We start from the raw sequence: 17,148 nt of genomic DNA, 5'->3' as shown, positions 1-17,148 counted from the left end.
CCGTAAGGGCACCACCACGCTCAACGTCAACCGCAAAGGATTCCTCGTATGGCCGACCACTGCGAAGGTGGTCGACTTCGCCCCCAACAAGTCCATCGCGTTCCGGATAACCGAGAACAAGACGATCTGGTCGTACACACTGACCCCTAACGGCACCGGGACCACGGTCGTCGAGAAGCGCGAGGCACCGACCGGCACCAGCGCGGTGTCCGGATTCCTCGTCAGCAAAGTCCTCGGCGGCACCGAGAAGTTCGACGTCGAGCTGATCGACGGAATGAACGAGACCCTTCGGCGGATCAAGTCGGAAAGTGAACTCGCAGGCAGATGATGTTTGCAGGTTGATCGTTGCGGGCAGTCCCTCTCAGCATCATTCGGCATAGTAGAGGGGGCACCACATGTTGGGCCTAAGCATCATCGGCTGGATCATCATCGGCGGACTCGCCGGCTGGATCGGCAGCAAGATCATGAAGACCGATGCCCAGATGGGCATCATCCTGAACATCGTCGTCGGCATCATCGGTGGACTGCTCGGCGCGATGGGTGGAGCCATGGGTAGTATCTTTATTGGGGGCGGCGGTGGAATTGCTTTTGGTAGTGGCGACGCGCTCCCCTATCGCAATCGGATTAACGCGGGTAAATATCTGATCGTCGTCGAAGGTTCGCAACTACTTATCCAGCAAGCCACCACGATCCTCCGTAAATTCGACCTCGAAAATATCCAAACTTATACCGATATGTATCAATAATCGCGCATTGGGCAGGTATAAAGCACTACCCCTACAGATCGATGTTGTCACCAGCAACTCAAACACGATAGTTGCTCTAACGATCGACTATCAACTGTCTCGATTTCTCGTAAACCGTCGGGGAACAAAAGCGGGCACGAATCGCTATCAACTATCAACTATCAACTATCAACTATCAACTACCAGATGCTTCCAAGAGAAGAATTATTAAAACGCGTCGAAAATCGAGAAGTTGTCGCTAGAGCGATCGATTTAGCCGATCGCGCAATCAAGAATTGGGAAGTCGTCGAAACAGATTTCCTGTCTCCACCAGAAATCGCCGAAATTAAAAGCGTATTTAGCCGCTTGAGCGATGTCGAAATTATTGCCACAGGTGGCTATCCTCAAGCCGAGAGACAGCGACTGGGCATCTGTCGGGCTGAATTGCCATTTGAACCCAGTCAAGTGCCCTTAGCAGCTATTCAGATTGCCGGGAATTTCTTATTCGATCCGCCGACGCATCGCGACTTTTTGGGTGCGATGTTGGGTTGTGGCATTGTCCGCGACAAAACAGGTGATATTATCGTGCTGGGCGAACAAGGTGCTCAAGCGATCGTCGCCCCAGAATTAGTAGAGTTTTTAGAAACTCATTTAACTCAAGTGCGATCGGTTCCTGTCAAAACTCAACGAATCGATTTGAGCGAATTAAAGATTCGCGAACCGAAGAAAAAAGAAATGACAACTGTCGAAGCTTCGCTCAGATTGGACGCGATCGCGTCTGCTGGTTTTGGGATGTCGCGCAGTAAAATGGTCGATCTAATTTCCAGCGGCGATGTCCGCGTCAATTGGAAAGAAATCGGTCAATCCGCTCACGCTCTCAAAGCTGGAGATCTGGTTGCCATTCGTGGCAAAGGTCGATTGGAAATTGGTGAAGTAGCGATTACTAAAAAGGAACGCTATCGCGTTAATTTAACTAGATACATGTAGCTCAAAATATTGCAGCAAGCTAAAAATACTAGCAAGAAAGTAGGGTGGGCACTGCCCACCAGATAGCTTTAAGATGTTTTCTAATCCATGCAAATATGTTGCAATCGGTAAATAAACGATCGATAGAAACTGAAATTATGTGAATGGTAGGCACTGCCAACCATCCTCTAAAAACTATCGATTCTAAAAACCTAAAACCTAAAGCCTAGCACCTAAAGCCTAATTACCATGCAAGTCCAATTTCGTGAATTCAGTCAATTTGATGTGTGGTTTTGGTTGGAGTTTGCCAACGTTCCCTCAGAGCGAGAGAAAAAGTTAGTAGAAGAAGTTTTTTCTTCATGGTTCTTTTTGGGTAAGTTAGGCGGATTTAATGCCGAAAATACCCAAGTTCAAGAAACAGGATTGGATCTGAGCTATATGGATTATGACAATGATGCTGCCGATAGCACGATGATGTCATTGATGCATAACATGGGCGATTTTGAGTACGAAGGTAACTGGGGACGCTGTTGGCTGGATTTAGGAACTAGCGACGCGATCGCGATCGATGTCTTAATCAATTCCCTTGCCCAATTGAGCAAAGAGTATGTAGAAATTATCCAACTATTAATTGGCGGTGAAAACGAGGATTGGGAAATCGATCCCAGCCACAAAGAATCATTATTTCAAGATATTAACTAACTACAATACATTTTTATCGATCTAGATGCAGCGGTGCAGTCACAGGGGCATTTTATCCGCCTCTGTCATTGCTGAAGAGAACATTGTCAGTTGAAGTCTATCACTCGACAGATTTTATAGCGACCATTAATCGGCACAATGTGAAGAGTAGGCTGGCAGTCCAGTGTCAGGCGTCGTTCGCGCTTTATACCCCGATTTTAGAAAATTTATCGATGGCTTGTTGATGTTTGAAAGTGTTACCGAATCGATTTGGTAATTCGATCGCTTTCATCGACTTTTCATTGAGGCTGCAATCGTTGTATATCGGTAGAGAGAGTATGCAAAATTCCCAGACTGACACCAGCAGAATTGACACTAAAATAGTGGCTCAGGATTCAATTACCGTTGATACAGGTACGGCATTAACAGATCGACAGGTAGTGACAACAGCACCACTTAAAACGCGAGTCAGACGGCTATTTTTGTGGGAAAAGTTATTCGCCTCGATCTCGATGGGGCTGGGAATAATGATGATGGGAGTAGGGACGGTAGAATATCCCGATCGATCGATCTCACTCCGTCAAGCCACAGTCATAGAATCGATCGATCGACAGCCACTACCAACAATTACTACTGCTTCAAATCTGCCAGCTAACCGAGATCGCAATCCAGTAGATTCCAGTACCAAGCCAGATCGGCTACAGGCAGCCCTAGCCACCTTGCAAGAAGCAAAAACGGCACTTACCTTATCTCAAGCCGATGTAGCCCAAGCTGAGATCAATATCCAAACGTTTAAAAAAGACTACGATCGTTACCAGGATCTATATAAACGCGGTTCGGCAAACAGCCAACAATTGGCGCAAGCTAGGAGTGGATATGATTTTGCCCAGAAACAAAAGAGCTATGCTTTACATGGATTAAAACAAGTCGAGCAACAATTAGCTGCTGCCAAAGCCGATCTCAATATAGTGAGATCGCAATCGCGATCGAGTAAAATCTGCTCGCGCATCTCAGCCTCTAAATTGAGAGCGCAAATACCATCGCGAGCAAATAAAGACAGTTAGCACAAACTGCTTGGCAAAAATCGAAGTTTGACATCCACCCCGCCGTAGAACGGACAGGGATTCCCTAGCTTCGCAACTAAGGTTTCTGCTTCTGTCCCTTACGGGGTTTCGCACCAGCCTTCCGAGATTTACTCTCTTCAGGTCTTACAGTCGCTCCACAGACTGACACGGCTAGCCCAGCCGCCAAAATGTTCCGACTTGCGTTGATATCCCTATCGTGTTTTGTATGGCACACACCACACTCCCACTCTCTAATATTCAACGGCAAGTTATCGACAATATGCCCACAGTTTCCACACCTTTTAGAACTGGGAAACCAGCGGTCGATTTTAATCAGTTCTCGTCCGTACCACTCGCATTTGTAAGCGAGTTGACGAATCAATTCGCCCCAACTAGCATCGCTAATCGAGAGCGCAAGTTTATGGTTCTTAACCATATTTTTGATAGCCAAATCTTCAACTACGATCGTTTGGTTTTCACGAACCAGTTGAGTTGTCAGCTTATGCAAAAAATCACACCTTGCATCGGTTATTTTCGAGTGGACTTTAGCCACTTGCAGACGGGGTTTCTACCCAATTTTTTGATGAAACGATCGTCAGTGCTCGATTCGATTATCGATCTGCTGTTACCCTTGGGATTAATCTTGGGACTGGTGCTGCTACTCAACTTGAATGTCGGACAAACAGTGGCAGAAACAGCGGCGGGGAATGCCCCAGAAGCATGGCTAAAACTGCTCATTGGTTATTTAGAAAGCGGTGCAGAAATGGCGGCAGCGATCGTCATTTCTGCGGCAGTAGTTCAGGGATTTATCGCCTATGTGCGGCAACTTTTTTATATCAGGCAACACATAGATGCTACTGAAAAAATTCGCTTACAGTTGGGGCGCAGATTGGCATTAGGTTTAGAATTTACCGTTGCTAGCGATATTCTCCGCACCGCGATTGCACCAACGCGGCAAGACATTCTTACTCTGGGAGCGATCGTCTTGCTCCGAACGCTCTTGAACTACTTCTTAGAACGTGAAATCAGACAAGGTGAAGAAAGAAGTAAGGCTAGCGAGTAAAATAATCGATCTTATTTATGTGAGCTAGTTACTTAGATTTTTGCCAATATTTCTTGGGCCACTCGATCGCACACCCCAGTCTCGCCTAATGCCGTCCGCATTTGGCGATAATCAACCAACATTCGATCGCGGCGTTCTCGATTTAATATCAGTTCGAGACTTTCGGCGGCAATCCGTTCGGGATTGGCTTCATCTTGCATTAATTCGGGGACGATCGCTTTCATAGCAATCAGATTGGGTGTTGACATGTAAGGAATCGAAAATTTGAGCACATTTTTAGCAATCCAAGCTGTGACATTGCTAACCCGATAGATAGTAACTTGGGGAATATTAAGTAACGCTAATTCTAAGCTGACCGTACCGCATTTTGTAATTGCTAAATCTGCCGCACAGAGGACGAGATCGGCATTTTCTGAGACTAAAGTAGCGTTGAGTTGGTATACTTTAATTTGACGTTCGATCTCTGCTTGAAAATCTGGGCGAGAGAGGGGAATCCAAAAGCGGATGTTGGCTAATTGAGACTGAATTTGGCCAGCAGCTTCAAAAATCGCGGGCAGAATATAGATTAATTCTTGTTTGCGCGAAGCTGGAATCAGGGCAATGGCGATTTCATCATGAGTAATTCCCAATCGATCGCGAGCAGTTTGCCGATTAGATAAAGTGGCAACTCGATCGACTAAAGGATGTCCGATAAATTTAGCCTTGGCTCCTCGCTCTGCAAAATAGCTGGCTTCTCCAGGAAAAATAGCAAAGATTTCGTCGGTAAATTTGACAATTGCTTGCGTATTTTTATGCCCTAGCGACCATACCCATTCCTGGGGAGCAATATAGTAAAAAATCGGTACTTTTGGCAATTCAGTATGAGCGTAGTTACCGATATGGATATTGGTCGCGATATAGTCGATTAAGATAATGATATCGGGCGGTGTTGTTTGCAAATACTGTTTGGCAATACTACGGACTTGAGATGAGGAGCGCGCATACAATAGTGATTCCCAAAATCCCATCGCACTAATTACCGCAGTATCGATGAGAATTGTTGCGCCTGCTGCGGCCATTTTACTACCACCGAGCGCGACAATATTTAGGTCTATACCCGCTGCCACACTTAGTTGCTTGAGTGCTGTGACGAGTAAGGCACCTTGAAGATCGCCAGAGACTTCTCCGGTACTAATGAAGATGGTTTTCACTGGTTAGATGAGAATAGATAGTCGATCGGTTAGTTCAGTAGAGCTGAACTGTCCATTCAATCTATACTACAACACTTTTCAATATAAAAATGGAAAGTGCTGTAATCGGAACTAAGAGTTTTTAGGGGAGTTTACTAGTTACAATTTAGCTAATATTTCTACGGCGACGCGATCGCATACACCAGTATCGCCCAACGCTGTGCGCATTTGACTATAATCGGCCAACATTCGATCGCGACTTTCTTTATTTAAGATTAGTTCGAGACTTTCGGCAGCAATTCGATCGGGATTTGCTTCATCTTGCAACAATTCGGGCACGATCGATTTCATCTCGACCAAATTAGGTGGCGACATGTAAGGAATCGCAAACTTAAGTATATTTTTAGCAATCCAAGCGGTAATCTTACTAACTCGATAAATGACCACTTGCGGAATGTTAAGTAGTGCTAATTCCAATGTGACAGTTCCACACTTGGTAATGGCTAAATCTGTAGCCGACAGTACTAAATCGGGATTATTAGTTACTAAATTAGCATTAATTTTATATGCTTTAATTTGGCTTTCAATCTCTGCTTGAAAATCTGGACGAGACAGGGGAATCCAAAACCGCACATTAGGTAGTTTAGCCTGAAGCTGCTGTGCAGCTTCAAAAATTGCCGGGAGTAGATATTTTAATTCTTGTTGACGAGAAGCGGGAATGAGGGCAACAGCAATTTCATCTGGAGTAATACCTAACTGTTCGCGGGCAACTTCGCGACTGGGGATAGTGGCAACTCGATCGACTAAAGGATGTCCGACAAATTTGGCTTTGGCTCCTTGCTTGGTAAAATATTCAGCTTCGATCGGGAAAACTGAGAAGATTTCATCGACAAAACTAGCAATTAGTCTAGCGCGTTTGTGCTGCCTCGGCCATACCCAATCTTGAGGGGCGATATAGTAAAGAATTGGGATATTCAGACCGATACTTCTAGCATATTTACCGATAGCAATATTCGGATCGACATAATCGATTAAAACGATCGCATCTGGCGGATTAGTTTTTAAAAACTCTCTGGCAATCTTCCCAGCTTGAATTGCTGGCTTAATAAAGGCAGCGTGCTCGACAATTCCCATCGAACTGATCGATGCCGTATCCGCTAGCACTTTCGCCCCGGCTGCGGCCATTTTACTCCCACCCAGGGCGACAATGTTTAGGTCGATGCCCAAAGTTTCAGCCCGTTGTTTGAGTGCGGCAATTAGCAACGCACCCTGAAGATCGCCAGATACGTCTCCAGTGGTAATGAAGATGGTTTTTGCTTGAGTCACTGAATAGTCGATGGTGATGGGGGAAGATAGTGGATAGTGGATAGTGGATAGTGAATAGTGGGTAGTGCTTAGGACTGGAAAGGAGAGGAAAGAATTAAAGAGTCAAATACACTATAGTTGGGAACTATCGACGATCGAAATACTTTACTATCCACTATTCACTATCCACTAATTTAGTCACCCTTGTTATCCACTGATTTACCAGGAATTGGGCCTCTGCGCTTGTTATCTTTTTTACCTTCGATCGAGAGTCTCAAGAATCTTTGCAGGTGTTGAACGCTCTCGTAGTTGGGGAATAAATCCAAATCGTCGAGGGCTTGAGCGATCGTTTTGTGGGAGTAATAGATCGTCCGAAATGCTTTTTTGAGAATGGCAATTTCTTCAGGGGTGGCTCCCGCGCGATCTAAACCGACAAAATTGAGCGAACGGACTCTGGCGGGCGTACCTTCGACGATCGTATAAGGGGGTACGTCTCGCTGGATCCTAGTCATACCGCCAATCATCGATAATCTACCGACGCGCACGAATTGATGGATGCCCAAGACGCCACTAATTACGGCTTCGGACTCGACGTAGACATCGCCAGCTAAGGATGTAGCGTTGGCGATTTTGACGTTATCCTCGATCGTGCAATTGTGAGCGACATGGACGTAAGCCATCAATAGATTGTGATTGCCGATGATGGTGGCTTCACCGATGCCTGTGGCACGGTTGATGGTTACATACTCGCGAATCCGGTTGTAATTACCAATTTTGACCCACGTTTCGCCACCTTTGTATTTTAAATCCTGACTTTCTAAACCGATCGCCGCTCCTGGAAAAATCTGATTGCCAACGCCGATAATCGTCGGCCCCTCAATGATGGCATGGGCACCAACTGTAGTTCCCGCACCGATCTTAACATTCTCGCCGATAATCGCATAGGGGCCGATCTGCACAGTCGGGTCGAGTTCCGCGCTAGGATGCACCACAGCGGTAGGATGAATTCGTGTCATTAACATTGCTACTCCAGCCATCTTGTCATTTTCCTGCCATTGGGTTATCGGTGATGCAGATGCTTTGCATATTCGCTTGATTTACAGTTGCGAACCCAACCTACCGAGCCGACTTGGATGAGTTGGCGGCTAATGCCATTTCCCTGTGTCATAGTCGCAGGAATTTGGTATTTTACTGTTTGCATAGGCGAGGGCACAAGCTCTTCAACGATTGGGTTGCCAGTTAGTCGTCAGACAATAGACTTAGTGCCTTACTCACTATTATGCCCAGGTTGAAAGATGCTAGCACTTTATATCTGCTGTAAATCTTGGTTGGCAAAGCCTCTCCTCCGGAGAATTGCCAATGTTTCGATTACACTTCTACCAGAGCAAACATGAGATCTCCAGCAGCAGCTAGTTGACCATCGACTTCAGCGCGCGCGTGCATCTTGGCAAATCGACGACGTTTAAACGCTTGGAGTTCCACTGTCATGATTAATTGGTCTCCTGGAACTACTTGCTGACGAAATTTAGCTCCATCGATTCCGGTAAACACAAATAGTCCACCATTATATTCGGGAAGTTGAGTCAGGACGATGCCGCCGACTTGTGCCATGGCCTCGATAATCATCACTCCTGGCATGAGTGGATGTCCGGGAAAATGTCCTTGAAAAAAGGGTTCGTTAAAGGTAACATTTTTGACTCCAACCGCTTTTTCTCCCGGTACAAAGTCAATAATTTTATCGACGAGGGCAAACGGGTAGCGATGGGGGAGCAGTTTGTGAATTTCTTGGATGTTAAAGGTAGTTTTGGGCGGGGTGGAGTCGTTTTGCTGTTCGGGTTCGTCAACAGCGGCAATGGTATCTTGAGATCGATCGAGGGTGGTGGACATTAGACCTAAATATGTTTGGTTATTTTTACTAATCGCTGGTTGATAGATGCTAAGTGTGGATTGATGGTTGGATTTAATATCCCATGTCGTGTAGCCTTTTTGCCAATCGGACGTGTAATTGGTGACTGGCTTTGTATGCGAGGAAATGTGCTTGCGGAAATTTACCCAACAAACTGAGATCCCCAATTAAGTCTAATAGTTTATGACGCGATGGTTCATTTGGGAATCGTAGTGGCGGATTCAACCACTGTCGATCGTCGCAAACCAGTGCATTATCTAAGCTACCACCTTTAATTAATCCTGCCGATCGCAACTGTTCGATCTGATGTGCCAATCCAAATGTTCTGGCGGGAGCGATTTCGGTCTTAAAATCTGCTTTGTTGGGTTGCCAGCTATGCCACTGATTGCCAATCGGCGACACATCAAAATCAATGCCGTAGGTAAATTGCAGCACTGGCGATGGTAAGGCGGCGACAAAGATCTCGTCTTGTTGAATCCAGACAGGCTCAGTTAGCACTCCAGACGTGGCTAGAACGTTCTGGACTGGCTCGATCTGGGAGCTAACGATCTTCTCTACCCAAACCTGTGCCGAACCGTCTAACAGCGGCAATTCTGCCCCATCGACTTCGATCCGGGCATCTTCAATTCCCAGTGCAGCTAACGCCGCGAGTAAATGCTCTACCGTCCTTACCGATGCTCCATTTGCCGTCAGTTCGGTGGAAAGGGTCGTCTGGCTCACACTGGCAATGTGCGCTGGAATTTGTGGGGCATCTGGCAGATCTACCCGCACGAAATACCGCCCCAGTCCTGGCTCTGTTGGCAAGATTCTTACGGTGGTGGTAACACCAGAATGAAGTCCAACGCCCTGGAACTCACAAATATTTGAAACAGTAGACATTACACTGTAATTTAAGGTGTCTAAATAGTCGTCAATTCTTCAACGGAGCGGATGCCGTGCATCTGCGCGATCGAGCGCAGGCTCCGCCAACGGTGTTAATTATGACACGTATCGCTCCGCTTTTAATATCCGTCAGTGGTGGTAAACGGCTAACTATGACACTGCAACTCGATCGAAACTGGACTCGCGACCGATCGATAATCGATCGCATCTAGTGCGACTTACAATTTCAGCTAGAGATGACACTTGGAGAAAAGTGGATCGCCGCCAGCGCATTTGAATCTCGATCGAGACGAAAGCTGGCCGCGCTAGCAATTAATAAAGAGATGGACATCATCCCAATCCGATCGATAAAAGTATCGATAGACGCGATATCTAAGCTTCTGAAAATAGCGATATATTCCGATCGATCCGGTGTGAATTCTGGCGATTTCATTCCAAAACAATAAATTTTGTATGTTGGTATCGATCGACTGCCAATCTAATTAATTTATTTCCACTCGCTCGCAATCGATCGACCATCGACTTGGGTCGGGCTTTCAATATCGATCGCCCGATCTAAATGCGATCGAATTAACAGTTTTAATACTAATAGCTCCTGTCCGACGTTGATATTCGCGCTAGCTCGGGTTGGAGCGATATTTATGCCTAACTTTTATTACTTGCCGAGATAGCCGAAATACTATATTTCAATTGTGGCTTGGCCGATCTCTAACACTATTTTCTCTGACGGTATGTATGCTAACTTACAAAATAGCATTTCTATTGTTTGGCTCCATGATTTGAGGCTAGCATTTTTATCGTGCAAATGTATATCAAAATACATTTTTCTGCGGGCAAAATAGTTAATAATTTTGCAATACGAATCGAGCGATATCATTACTGTTTAGAAGCTGTAGATTGGGTCGAATGAATGTAATATCCAATTTTTAGAAGTGTTGGATATTACCCCTTAAACTAGCTCATTAAAAAATCTAATGAATCATCAAAACTTTAAATTTGCTCTGGCTGAAAATCGACGGATATTTTCACCGTTAGAGATGTTGGGTTTCGCCTTGCTCTACCCAACCTACACCTACTCCATTCCGACAACTATTCCCAACAACCAACTCCCAATTCATCATCCCTATCATGCCTAAAACCTTATTCCATGTAGATCTGACCAAACCGATGGATAAACAGGACATGCCAGGACATAACCGTTGGCACCCCGATATCCCCGCCGTTGCATCTGTCAATCCTGGCGACATCTTTCGGATCGAGTGCAAGGACTGGACGGACGGACAGATTAAAAATAACGATAGCCCCGACGATATCCGTGATGTCGATTTGAGCGTCGTACACGTACTGAGTGGCCCCATTTGGGTTAATGGGGCCGAACCAGGTGATATTCTCGTAGTCGATATCCTCGATATCGGTGCCTTGCAGGGCGATGAATGGGGCTTTACGGGCATCTTCGATAAAAACAACGGCGGCGGCTTCCTGACCGATCATTACCCCAATGCAGCCAAAGCAATTTGGGACTTAGAAGGAATTTATACTAAGTCACGCCACATCCCTGGCGTCCGGTTTGCTGGCATCACTCACCCCGGTTTGATTGGCTGTGCGCCCTCCCACGAGCTACTGGCGACCTGGAACAAACGGGAATCGGAATTGATGGCCACCCAGCCCGACAGACGCACTTATGGGGCTGGTTTTGCGGGAGATGTACCTGTCTTGGCAACCTTACCCAATCCGACGAATGCGATTTTGGGCACTCTACCAGGAGCGGAATTCGATCGAGTTGCAGCCGAAGCCGCTCGTACCGTTCCACCCCGCGAACATGGTGGCAATTGCGATATCAAAAATCTCTCGAAGGGTACCAAGATTTATTTCCCCGTCTATGTCGAAGGTGCTAAATTATCGATGGGCGATATCCATTTCTCCCAAGGTGACGGTGAAATCTCTTTCTGTGGCGCGATCGAAATGTCTGGTTATATCGACTTACATGTGGATATTATCAAAGGTGGCGTGGAAAAATATGCAATGGTAAATCCGATTTTTAAACCCGGCCCAGTCGAACCGCATTATTCTGAATACCTTATCTTTGAAGGAATTTCAGTCGATGAATTTACAGGCAAACAGTATTTTATGGACGTACATATTGCCTATCGTCGCGCTTGTCTCAACGCGATCGAGTACTTGAAAAAGTTCGGATTTACAGGCGAACAAGCCTATCTCTTGCTCAGTTGCGCCCCGGTAGAAGGCAGAGTCAGCGGCATTGTCGATGTTCCCAATGCTTGTTGTACCGTCGCAATTCCTACAGCAATTTTTGACAAAAATATCTTACCTGTTTAGTTTAGTCTAGCGAACTCTTTCTAATACATAGAATTAGTTGAAACTTATGTGGTGGGCACTGCCCACCCTACTTCTGCCCATCCTTACTTCTATTCACTATCCACTATTCACTAATTCACATGCCTCTGTACGAATTTCGCTGTAATGACTGCGGCATTTTTGATGAATGGCGCACGATGACTGAAAGTAATGCGATCGCTTATTGTCCGCAATGCCAGGAATCGGCAAAACGAATCTTTTCAATTCCGGGTATTCAATTAAATGGTGCTTTGCGACTCAAGAAAACTGAAAATCCAGAACCAAAATTAGCTAAAAAGCAAGACAGCGATCCAGCACAGCGTAGTCGAGCCAAAAGTCATGGCGGTCGTCCGTGGATGATTAACCATTAAACCATTTAAAAATCGATGATAGCTGCAATGTATGAATTGCCCCTACCATCGATGGCTATCGATCGAATTGTTGTTCGCAAAGATCGGGAGATTTAAATCTCTTGCCGATCGCCTAGTTTCAATTATCAATTATCCTTGCCACTGTGAGGTTCTTCCTCCAAAAAGGTTACCGTTGGTAGCTGTAGTTGCTGCCCTCGGCGATGATTCGATCCTCTTATGGCTAGTTTTAAATATTTTGTTTCCGCTGTAAAAATCAGCAGTCGCTGCCACAACCGCTCGTAAACAGAAGGAAGGATGAGGTTACTAGTGGCTAATTCCCATAGCTCCAAAGCCTGCTTGTGGGGAGAAGGAGAGATATCGTCGCGCAAAGGCTGCTGGAATAAGACGATCGCGCGAGCCTTGAGCTGCTGCTGAATGTGGCTGGATCCCCGCCCAAGACAGTCTGGACAGACATCTCCAGCGATCGATTCATCCTGATGATACAACAGAGTCCGCAGTTTACCGCTAGCAAAGATACGTTCGCAAGCGACACAGCGCAATCGCGGGGAATGGGGTTTAAGATTGCGTTCTAGTTGGATTTTCATATTGACTAGTTTTTGTCAACTGGCGATTTTAATAAAGGGAAGAGTTATCTGCACTATTTCTTTAGAATAACTGATACATTCACTACATTTTCAGTAGTTTTGCAATTCTCAAAGCTCGAGGATATTTTTATGTGAGGGAGATTTAAAACTCTAGTACATCTACTCATCCCTCAACCCGTGTGGATCGAGAGGCTGAAGGCTGCCAGCTTTCCGACGCCGCCACTGTTACAGTTTTTGGAAAATGATGCAGGACATCTATATCTAGTTATACCCACGTTGCATTAAAAATACATCTTTCGAGCCATTATGAGTTTCGGAAAAGCAGAGATGTTCGATCGGGAACATCCACTTTCGGTAGAGCTAGTCAAATTGGACACCTTTTGTAGCGATCGCTGGCAGTCTTGACCGATAATACTTTGCTAACTTTACCATTGGTTTAAATAATTCCTCTACTCGTTCTTTTAAACTGGGAATTATCGGATCGCTATTATCTATTTCATCAAATAGTGAGAAGAATTTAGAGCAATCGATTTTATAATTTTTTCCATCTGCAAATTTTCCGGCTAGCATTAATAGCTCTGCTAGTTTCAAATCACCTCGCTCGAATTGCAGGTATAAAAACCCTATATATAAATCGTTGTAGTCGATACTGTTCCAAGTAGCCTGGTGTGTCTGTTTGATATGCTTCCGAACTAAGATCGATGCTTGTTCGACTGTATTTGCTAGAGACACTTCTAGTAACCAAAATGGTGGTGAATCCAGCTCGAGGATTTGCTTTTCAGCCCAATCAACCCAGACAGAAGAACGAATATATCCACTTTCCAGAGCCACAGTCCAAATTAATAATGATTCATCCAATGTAAGGACATTCATCGGCAATCGAGATTTCTTTAATTACACTCTTTAATTACACGCACAGGTAGGGGCAATTGATGAATTGCCCCTACCTGCGATGGATCGAGAAATAAATTACTTACTCCGTGCCAATACCCGTTCGGCTAACTTTTCCGGTACCTCTTGCAACCTGTCATAACGCCAAGTAAAGAAACCAACCCCCATAGTTAGAGAGCGCAACTCGACGATAAAACTGTGCATCTCCGCTTGTGGTAAATAAGCCGAAACTATGTCCCAACCGTTCCAGCCAGATTTAGCATCATAACCCAAAATTTGGGCGCGACGTCCGGTTAATAGCTGCAATGCTTTGGAGGTAAACTCGCTCGGAGCCGAAACTTCGATCGCGAGAATCGGCTCTAATAACGTCGGTTCGCACTTGGAGATTCCTTCTGTCATTGCCAATCGCGCTGCATTTTTAAATGCTTGCTCGGAGCTATCGACGCTATGGTAGGAGCCATTGGTTAATGTTACCGCGACATCGACGATCGGGAAACCTAACGGCCCGCGATCGAGAAATTCGCGCACCCCAGTTTCGACACCAGGAATATATTGTTTGGGGACGACGCCACCGACGATCGTTTCTTTGAAATCGAAACCCGTTCCGCGTTGGCGCGGTTGAATATCGAGAAAAACATCGCCAAATTGTCCGTGTCCCCCAGACTGATGTTTGTAGCGTCCGTGAATCGATGTGACGGGTTTGCGGATGGTTTCTTTGTAGGCAACTTGGGGGAGATGGGTTTGCATGGGAAGATTGTACTTGCGCCGCAACCGATCGATCGCTACTTGGAGATGAATTTCACCCTGTCCCCACAAAATTACTTCATGCGTATCGCCGTGCTGTTCCCAATGTAGCGAGGGATCTTCTTCGACTAGTTTAGTCAAAGCACCGCTGAGTTTGACTTCATCATTACGGTTGCTGGGCACGATCGCCAGTGCGTAAACTGGCGTAAGAATTTGGGCTTGGGGTAACTCTGAGATCGAATTATCGCCAATTGTCGCGCCTGTTTTGATGCCTTCGAGTCGTCCTAACGCGACTATTTCCCCAGCACTTGCCGACTGTAGAGATTGTTGCTGACTGCCCAAGAGCCGATATATTCCGCCGATGCGAACGCCATTGACGATCGATCCGTCGGCGATATTGCCGTGCCAAATTCGGACTAGGGAGAGTTTCCCGCCTTGCTGACTATAAATCGTCTTCAGCACTTGCGCGATCGCGCCATCGCCCTTGTATCCGTCAATCCCGCGATGTGTGGCGGTAACTTCTGCTTCGGGAGCTTCGCGCAACAGTGCGGCTAGCAGTGGACGCACGCCGTAGTCGAGTTCGGCGACGCCGACGAAGACGGGGACGATGAGATCGGCACCCAATTCCATCCGCAGATCGCGCACGATCTCTTCTTCATCCGGATTGATTTCGGCGATTAATTCTTCTAATAAATGGTCGTCAAAGTTAGCGAGTTCTTCTAACATTTCCGCCCGTGCGACGCGTTCTACTTCGCGTAGTTCGTTCGGGAATGGGACGAGATCGGGAGCACTACCAGGATGATAATGATATGCTTGCTCGGTGACTAAATCGATAAAGCCGAGTACTTTTTCACCTTCAACGATCGGGTACTGATGAGCGACTAACGGACGACTCGATACTTGTTTGAGGGCGTGGAGGAGATCGATAAAATTAACATTCGATTTATCGATTTTGTTGATAAAAACTAGATGGGGAATTTTCCAATCGTCGAGAAATTTAAATAAAGGTGAAAGCGTTAAGACTCGATCGATCGTCGGTTCGCAGACGATAATCGCTGCATCTACACCAATCAGTACATTATATGTCTCTTGACTGAACTCGATCGAGCCGGGACAGTCGATAAATGTAAATTGGACATCTTCAACAACTGTAGTGCCCGTGCTAATCTCAACGCTCATCTGCCTCGATCGCGCCTCTGCCGCACTGTCCCCGATCGTATTTCCTTCTTTAACGCTGCCCTTCCGCGAAATCGCTCCCGTTACGGCGAGCAAACTTTCTAACAATGTGGTTTTACCAGCTAAATATGGCCCCGCAATTCCGACATTACAAATCCGTTTTGTACTTATAGTCATGTCGATCGCCACCCCCTAATGAGTGTATGGTGAATGTATCGATTGAATCGGTCAAACTAATAAATATTCAGTAAGATGCACCGAGAAGGCAAAATGAGGAATTAATTGACAGCTAACTTTATTTAAAGCTGTTAACCTGAGCTTAACCCTTTTGCGATCCCCAGCGATCGAAATACAGTTTTTTTTAATAATTGAGTGAAAATTAATTAAGCATTATTAAGTAGAGTTGCAAATGCTACGGAGAAGCCGATCTCAGTCCGACAACTGCCGATCGGTTACTTGCTCATCGCACCGTCAATTGCGATGCCAATTCTGTCTTAGCTTTGTAACAACCCGATCGACATCAGTCCTTGTCTCTTGTACGGTTAAAATATCGCGATCGGCATTTTCAGATTTTAGAGCGATGGTTCGGTTATGAATCCGATCGAATATTCGATCTACGATCGATAAATATATAAGGGGCAATTGGCAGTAAAATTAGAGATGTAATGATGGTCGAGATAACCGCGCTAGCCTGTGGGGCTTGAAACCAATTTTCTTGATAAAGTCATGACATCCTTCAGCTTAAATATCGAAGTCACATTTATTGACGCTCTTACTGATGAATCGTTGGGTGTTACCCAAATACCAGCTAATAATCTGCCAGATTCATTCGAGCGAGATACAATAATTAACCTCAGCGGAGCCGACTGGAATGTCCTTAATGCACGACCAAAAACTCGCACCCAATACACAAAGTCTAAAACATTAATCTTGTGGATTCGCCAGATCGAGCTAGTCAATCCCCAAGATATTCTCTATAGTTTACCATCGATTTGCGATCCGATTCCAGAAGTAAACGATCGAGATGTTTCTGGTGATGAATTGACGATCGCTGAAGATGATTGGCGGCAATTTGAATTAGTTTCTACTAAGCTTGATGATAAGGTCGATCGAGAGATTTCAAAAATTCGATTCATTCATGACAACACCAAGGAGAGAATTGGCTGGCGAGAAATACACATTCGCAAGAAGCCAGAAATCCCGATCGCGAGTAATATATCCTTAGCTCATTTAGCAAGTTTACTAAAAGCTGTCTCTTATACACATCTG

Annotated in this window: 19 protein-coding genes and 2 pseudogenes; 10 read left to right on the top strand and 11 right to left on the bottom strand. The window is 45.6% G+C overall.

Going from position 1 to position 17,148, the window contains the following annotated elements; all coding sequences use genetic code 11:
* From C7B77_RS08100 to C7B77_RS08080, 5 genes are all read left to right on the top strand, one after another.
* Positions 1-328: SRPBCC family protein (locus C7B77_RS08100; protein ID WP_106302593.1), on the top strand; the 328-nt coding region annotated here is incomplete at its 5' end.
* 136 nt (positions 329-464) lie between these two features.
* Positions 465-746 carry a hypothetical protein gene (locus C7B77_RS08095; protein ID WP_245894114.1) on the top strand — a complete coding sequence of 94 codons (282 nt, stop codon included), beginning with the start codon at positions 465-467 and terminating at the stop codon, positions 744-746.
* Between the two features lie 186 nt (positions 747-932).
* Positions 933-1,712: a photosystem II electron transport protein, Sll1252 family gene (locus C7B77_RS08090; protein ID WP_106302590.1), complete on the top strand. Its 780-nt coding sequence runs from the start codon at positions 933-935 to the stop codon at positions 1,710-1,712.
* Positions 1,713-1,940: 228 nt separating this feature from the next.
* Entirely contained in the window at positions 1,941-2,393 is a 453-nt protein-coding gene (locus C7B77_RS08085) for a DUF3531 family protein (protein ID WP_106302587.1), read from the top strand.
* Between the two features lie 317 nt (positions 2,394-2,710).
* A complete protein-coding gene (locus tag C7B77_RS08080) occupies positions 2,711-3,436 on the top strand; it encodes an efflux RND transporter periplasmic adaptor subunit (RefSeq protein ID WP_106302584.1) in 726 nt (241 codons plus the stop codon).
* Positions 3,437-3,512: 76 nt separating this feature from the next.
* Here the strand turns inward: C7B77_RS08080 and C7B77_RS08075 are convergent.
* Positions 3,513-4,004, bottom strand: a pseudogene (locus C7B77_RS08075) (RNA-guided endonuclease TnpB family protein); the annotation flags it as partial.
* Positions 4,005-4,019: 15 nt separating this feature from the next.
* Here C7B77_RS08075 and C7B77_RS08070 point away from each other — a divergent pair.
* Positions 4,020-4,499: a DUF1622 domain-containing protein gene (locus C7B77_RS08070; RefSeq protein WP_106302581.1), complete on the top strand. Its 480-nt coding sequence runs from the start codon at positions 4,020-4,022 to the stop codon at positions 4,497-4,499.
* 32 nt (positions 4,500-4,531) lie between these two features.
* Here the strand turns inward: C7B77_RS08070 and lpxB (C7B77_RS08065) are convergent, their stop codons facing one another.
* From lpxB (C7B77_RS08065) to C7B77_RS08040, 6 genes are all read right to left on the bottom strand, one after another.
* The gene (gene lpxB / locus C7B77_RS08065; RefSeq protein WP_106302578.1) at positions 4,532-5,689 is read right to left on the bottom strand and encodes a lipid-A-disaccharide synthase; all 1,158 of its coding nucleotides are present in this window, start codon (positions 5,687-5,689) and stop codon (positions 4,532-4,534) included.
* A 138-nt stretch (positions 5,690-5,827) separates the two neighbouring features.
* Positions 5,828-6,994, bottom strand: coding sequence for a lipid-A-disaccharide synthase (lpxB, locus tag C7B77_RS08060; RefSeq protein WP_106302575.1), 1,167 nt, complete (start codon positions 6,992-6,994; stop codon positions 5,828-5,830).
* A 173-nt stretch (positions 6,995-7,167) separates the two neighbouring features.
* Entirely contained in the window at positions 7,168-8,010 is an 843-nt protein-coding gene (gene lpxA, locus C7B77_RS08055; RefSeq protein ID WP_106302572.1) for an acyl-ACP--UDP-N-acetylglucosamine O-acyltransferase, read from the bottom strand.
* 331 nt (positions 8,011-8,341) lie between these two features.
* Positions 8,342-8,860: a 3-hydroxyacyl-ACP dehydratase FabZ gene (gene fabZ, locus C7B77_RS08050; RefSeq protein WP_106302569.1), complete on the bottom strand. Its 519-nt coding sequence runs from the start codon at positions 8,858-8,860 to the stop codon at positions 8,342-8,344.
* 73 nt (positions 8,861-8,933) lie between these two features.
* Positions 8,934-9,758, bottom strand: coding sequence for a UDP-3-O-acyl-N-acetylglucosamine deacetylase (lpxC, locus tag C7B77_RS08045; protein WP_106302566.1), 825 nt, complete (start codon positions 9,756-9,758; stop codon positions 8,934-8,936).
* 229 nt (positions 9,759-9,987) lie between these two features.
* Positions 9,988-10,194 carry a hypothetical protein gene (locus tag C7B77_RS08040; protein WP_106302564.1) on the bottom strand — a complete coding sequence of 69 codons (207 nt, stop codon included), beginning with the start codon at positions 10,192-10,194 and terminating at the stop codon, positions 9,988-9,990.
* Between the two features lie 541 nt (positions 10,195-10,735).
* Between C7B77_RS08040 and C7B77_RS29760 the strand changes: the two genes are divergently transcribed.
* The 3 genes from C7B77_RS29760 to C7B77_RS08025 all read left to right on the top strand — a co-directional run bounded on the left by C7B77_RS29760 (position 10,736) and on the right by C7B77_RS08025 (position 12,484).
* Positions 10,736-10,897 carry a hypothetical protein gene (locus tag C7B77_RS29760; RefSeq protein ID WP_181243763.1) on the top strand — a complete coding sequence of 54 codons (162 nt, stop codon included), beginning with the start codon at positions 10,736-10,738 and terminating at the stop codon, positions 10,895-10,897.
* On the top strand, positions 10,890-12,095 hold the full coding sequence (gene fmdA, locus C7B77_RS08030; protein WP_106302558.1) for a formamidase: 1,206 nt from the start codon (positions 10,890-10,892) through the stop codon (positions 12,093-12,095). Before C7B77_RS29760 ends, fmdA begins: the two co-directional genes overlap by 8 nt.
* 119 nt (positions 12,096-12,214) lie before the next feature.
* Positions 12,215-12,484: an FmdB family zinc ribbon protein gene (locus tag C7B77_RS08025; protein ID WP_106302555.1), complete on the top strand. Its 270-nt coding sequence runs from the start codon at positions 12,215-12,217 to the stop codon at positions 12,482-12,484.
* Positions 12,485-12,489: 5 nt separating this feature from the next.
* Here the strand turns inward: C7B77_RS08025 and C7B77_RS31865 are convergent, their stop codons facing one another.
* From C7B77_RS31865 to C7B77_RS08010, 4 genes are all read right to left on the bottom strand, one after another.
* Positions 12,490-12,564 carry an SBBP repeat-containing protein gene (locus C7B77_RS31865; RefSeq protein ID WP_425430817.1) on the bottom strand — a complete coding sequence of 25 codons (75 nt, stop codon included), beginning with the start codon at positions 12,562-12,564 and terminating at the stop codon, positions 12,490-12,492.
* Positions 12,565-12,609: 45 nt separating this feature from the next.
* A complete protein-coding gene (locus C7B77_RS08020; protein WP_106302552.1) occupies positions 12,610-13,068 on the bottom strand; it encodes a hypothetical protein in 459 nt (152 codons plus the stop codon).
* 360 nt (positions 13,069-13,428) lie between these two features.
* Positions 13,429-13,941, bottom strand: coding sequence for a hypothetical protein (locus C7B77_RS08015; RefSeq protein WP_106302549.1), 513 nt, complete (start codon positions 13,939-13,941; stop codon positions 13,429-13,431).
* Positions 13,942-14,037: 96 nt separating this feature from the next.
* A complete protein-coding gene (locus tag C7B77_RS08010) occupies positions 14,038-16,056 on the bottom strand; it encodes an elongation factor G (protein ID WP_106302547.1) in 2,019 nt (672 codons plus the stop codon).
* A 549-nt stretch (positions 16,057-16,605) separates the two neighbouring features.
* On the opposite strand from C7B77_RS08010, the pseudogene C7B77_RS08005 reads away from it, so the two are divergent.
* A pseudogene (locus C7B77_RS08005) lies at positions 16,606-17,148 on the top strand (hypothetical protein); the annotation flags it as partial.

The sequence above is a fragment of the Chamaesiphon polymorphus CCALA 037 genome, assembly GCF_003003845.1.
Taxonomy (GTDB): Bacteria; Cyanobacteriota; Cyanobacteriia; order Cyanobacteriales; family Chamaesiphonaceae; genus Chamaesiphon; species Chamaesiphon polymorphus.
The sequence above is the reverse complement of the archived record's forward strand: the minus strand, read 5'-3'. Positions and strand labels throughout refer to the sequence as shown.